Here is a 437-nt window from a genome sequence, read left to right on the forward strand (position 1 = left end):
TGCGTGGTCTGCTTGCCGAGTACGGTGAAGTCATGGGCCGCAGTCGGGAAGTGCTTGACAAGGCGATACCCGGCGTTCTGGCGAAACTATCGGAGCGTCTGCCTGCCATGCTGATCGATACATTGCGTGCGCAGTGGAACAGCCTGACGGTGCTCGACAGGCAGATTGCTGAGATCGAGCAACGCCTGCGCATCTGGATGAGAAAGGATCAGGCCTGCAAGACGATCGCCGCCGTGCCTGGCGTTGGCTTGCTGACCGCTACCGCGGCGGTCGCCACGATGGGCGATGCGACAGCCTTTCGCTCCAGCCAAGAATTTGCAGCCTGGATCGGCTTGGTACCGAAACAGACCGGTTCCGGCGGAAAGGTGCAGTTGCTGGGGATCAGCCGGCGAGGTGATACCGATTTACGCACGCTACTCATCCACGGCGCGCGCAGT

Annotated in this window: 1 protein-coding gene; it reads left to right on the forward strand. The window is 61.3% G+C overall.

Features of this window, described 5'->3' with window-relative positions:
- The coding region (locus AB3X96_RS42660) for a transposase (protein WP_368594430.1) at positions 1-437 on the forward strand (437 nt) is incomplete at both ends.

Origin of the sequence: Paraburkholderia sp. BR13439 (assembly GCF_040948805.1) — a bacterium.
In the GTDB taxonomy this organism is placed as follows: Bacteria; Pseudomonadota; Gammaproteobacteria; order Burkholderiales; family Burkholderiaceae; genus Paraburkholderia; species Paraburkholderia youngii.